The organism is Vibrio sp. 10N.222.48.A3, from assembly GCF_041475345.1.
Lineage (GTDB): Bacteria > Pseudomonadota > Gammaproteobacteria > Enterobacterales > Vibrionaceae > Vibrio > Vibrio tasmaniensis_A.
In genome coordinates, this window is the sequence record NZ_JBFRVX010000773.1 from 1 (window position 1) to 3,349 (window position 3,349).

Here is a 3,349-nt window from a genome sequence, read left to right on the forward strand (position 1 = left end):
GGGTGGATCTTGTTCTTAATACCGTCAAGGCCAGCCATAAGCATTGCTGAGTAGCATAGGTATGGGTTAGCTGCTGGGTCACCAAAACGTAGCTCGATACGACGTGCTTTCGGGCTTGGTACTACTGGGATACGGATGGAAGCAGAACGGTTACGTGCTGAGTAAGCAAGCATTACAGGTGCTTCGAAACCAGGTACAAGACGCTTGTATGAGTTCGTTGATGGGTTAGCAAATGCGTTGATTGCGCGAGCGTGCTTGATTACACCACCGATGTAGTAAAGAGCCATTTCAGATAGGCCGCCGTACTTATCACCAGCAAACAAGTTTTGTCCATCTTTGTTCAATGACATGTGAACGTGCATGCCAGAACCGTTGTCACCAACTAGTGGCTTAGGCATGAATGTCGCTGTTTTGCCAAATGCGTGCGCAACGTTGTGTACAACGTACTTGTAGATTTGAGTCTCATCCGCTTTTGTTGTTAGCGTGTTGAAGCGAGTTGCGATTTCGTTTTGACCCGCAGTTGCAACTTCGTGGTGGTGAGCTTCAACAACTAGGCCCATCTCTTCCATTACTAGACACATTGCTGAACGGATATCTTGAGATGAATCGACAGGAGCTACTGGGAAGTAACCGCCTTTAACGCCAGGACGGTGACCTTTGTTACCGCCTTCGATGTCAGAACCTGTGTTCCAAGCGGCTTCTACATCATCAATCTTGAAGAAAGAACCAGACATGTCGTTTGAGAACTTAACGTCATCGAATAGGAAGAATTCTGGCTCTGGACCCACTAGAACTGTGTCTGCGATACCCGTAGAACGTAGGTATTCTTCAGAACGTTTAGCGATAGAGCGTGGGTCACGGTCGTAGCCTTGCATTGTTGCAGGCTCAAGGATGTCACAACGGATGTTTAGCGTTGCATCTTCTGTGAATGGGTCCAGTACAGCAGAAGCTGCGTCTGGCATCATTACCATGTCAGATTCATTAATGCCTTTCCACCCAGCTACTGAAGAGCCGTCAAACATTTTGCCTTCTTCGAAGAAGTCTGCATCAACTTGGTGAGAAGGAATAGAGATGTGCTGCTCTTTACCTTTTGTATCAGTAAAACGTAAGTCGATAAATTTAACTTCGTTCTCTTGGATCAGGGATAGTACATTTTCTACTGACATCTTGGATAACCTCCAGTGTTATTAATTCGGTATTAGCTCGATTCGGTTGAAACCAGCATTGATTAATGTCTATACGTGCATTAATCGATGCTGATTTATCTATAGCCAAAAACGTGCCAAAAAAATTATTCCATTAATTTCAATGATTTACTTGTTTTCTTTATTTGCGAACTCTGACTTTTGCACCAAAATGATCTTTGATTGCACGGTATTGGTGCAACTGTTTATCTGTGCACCAATATGAGACATAAGCGAACACCATTCAGCAATGAATTGCCTAAGTTGTCAATCCACTTTTGTTATTTTACCTGAGATTTGGTTGCCCACTTCGCGGGTGATACTTTTCGATAACCCTACGAATTAGTCGACTAGACACTGTACGGAACCAAAGTTAAGCGGATATGAATCGCTAATAAAGAAAAAAGCCTTGGTTCAGATCACATATTTCTGGGTTTTTGTCTAGAATCTGGTATATTATTGACCGTTTTTTAAATCAAGCTAGCGGTTATTATCCAAACTTTTGAGATAAGTGACGGCTACTTTTATGAGTGAATCGAGAATCCATGTCTACTCCACAGATTGATAAGTTAAGAAATATCGCGATCATCGCGCACGTTGACCACGGTAAAACGACTTTGGTTGATAAACTACTACAACAGTCAGGCACTCTTGAGTCTCGTGGTGAAGCTGAAGAGCGTGTCATGGATTCGAATGACATCGAAAAAGAGCGTGGCATTACAATCCTTGCGAAGAACACAGCAATCAACTGGAATGATTACCGCATCAACATCGTAGATACTCCGGGACACGCGGACTTCGGTGGTGAAGTTGAGCGTATCATGTCTATGGTTGATTCTGTTCTGCTTATCGTTGACGCAGTTGATGGTCCAATGCCTCAAACTCGTTTCGTAACGCAAAAAGCATTCGCACACGGTCTTAAGCCAATCGTTGTAATCAACAAGATTGACCGCCCAGGCGCTCGTCCTGATTGGGTTATGGATCAAGTATTCGACCTTTTCGACAACCTAGGTGCTACAGATGAGCAACTAGACTTCACCGTTGTTTACGCTTCAGCTCTAAACGGTTGGGCAACAATGACTGAAGGTGAAACTGGCGAGAACATGGAACCATTGTTCCAAGCTGTTGTTGATACAGTAGAAGCGCCAGCAGTTGACCTTGACGGTCCACTACAAATGCAAATTTCGCAACTTGATTACAGCTCTTATGTAGGTGTTATCGGTGTTGCTCGTGTTACTCGTGGTTCTGTTAAGCCAAACCAACAAGTAACTATCGTGAATGCTGAAGGCAAAAAACGTAACGGTAAAGTAGGTACTGTACTTGGTTACCTAGGTCTTGAGCGTCACGAAGTAGAACAAGCTAACGCTGGCGACATCATTGCAATCACAGGTCTTGGTGAGTTGAAAATTTCAGACACTATCTGTGACGTAAACACTGTTGAAGCAATGGAACCACTGTCTGTTGATGAACCAACAGTAACAATGACGTTCCAAGTAAACACTTCTCCGTTCGCGGGTAAAGAAGGTAAGTTTGTAACTTCACGTAACATCCTTGAGCGTCTTGAAAAAGAATTGGTTCATAACGTTGCACTACGTGTTGAAGAAACTGAAAGTCCAGACCGTTTCCGCGTATCAGGCCGTGGTGAACTTCACCTTTCTATCCTGATCGAAAACATGCGTCGTGAAGGTTTCGAGCTAGCAGTATCTCGTCCAGAAGTAATCATCAAAGAAGAAGATGGTCAGAAAATGGAACCGTTCGAAACGGTTACTATCGATGTAGTTGAAGAGCACCAAGGTGCGATCATGGAAAGCATCGGTCTACGTAAGGGTGAGCTAACAGATATGGCACCAGATGGTAAAGGCCGTGTTCGCATGGACTTCATGATGCCTTCTCGTGGTCTTATCGGTTTCCAAACTGAATTCCTTACAATGACGTCTGGTTCTGGTCTTATTTACCACTCGTTCGATCACTACGGTCCTTACAAAGGCGGTATCATTGGTCAACGTAACAACGGTGTTCTAATCTCGAACGCGACTGGTAAAGCACTGACTTACGCATTGTTCTTCCTTCAAGCTCGTGGTCGTCTATTTACAGAGCACGCTGATGAAGTTTATGAAGGTCAAGTAATCGGTATTCACAACCGTTCAAACGACCTGACAGTAAAC

At 44.0% G+C, this 3,349-nt stretch carries 2 protein-coding genes; one reads left to right on the plus strand and one right to left on the minus strand.

Annotated features, from left to right (window positions below; translation table 11 throughout):
* The coding region (gene glnA / locus AB4653_RS19630; protein WP_372105076.1) for a glutamate--ammonia ligase at positions 1 to 1,166 on the minus strand (1,166 nt) is incomplete at its 3' end.
* A gap of 563 nt (positions 1,167 to 1,729) precedes the next feature.
* Here glnA and typA point away from each other — a divergent pair.
* Positions 1,730 to 3,349 (plus strand): translational GTPase TypA (gene typA / locus AB4653_RS19635; protein WP_372105078.1); only part of this gene is annotated, 1,620 nt, incomplete at its 3' end.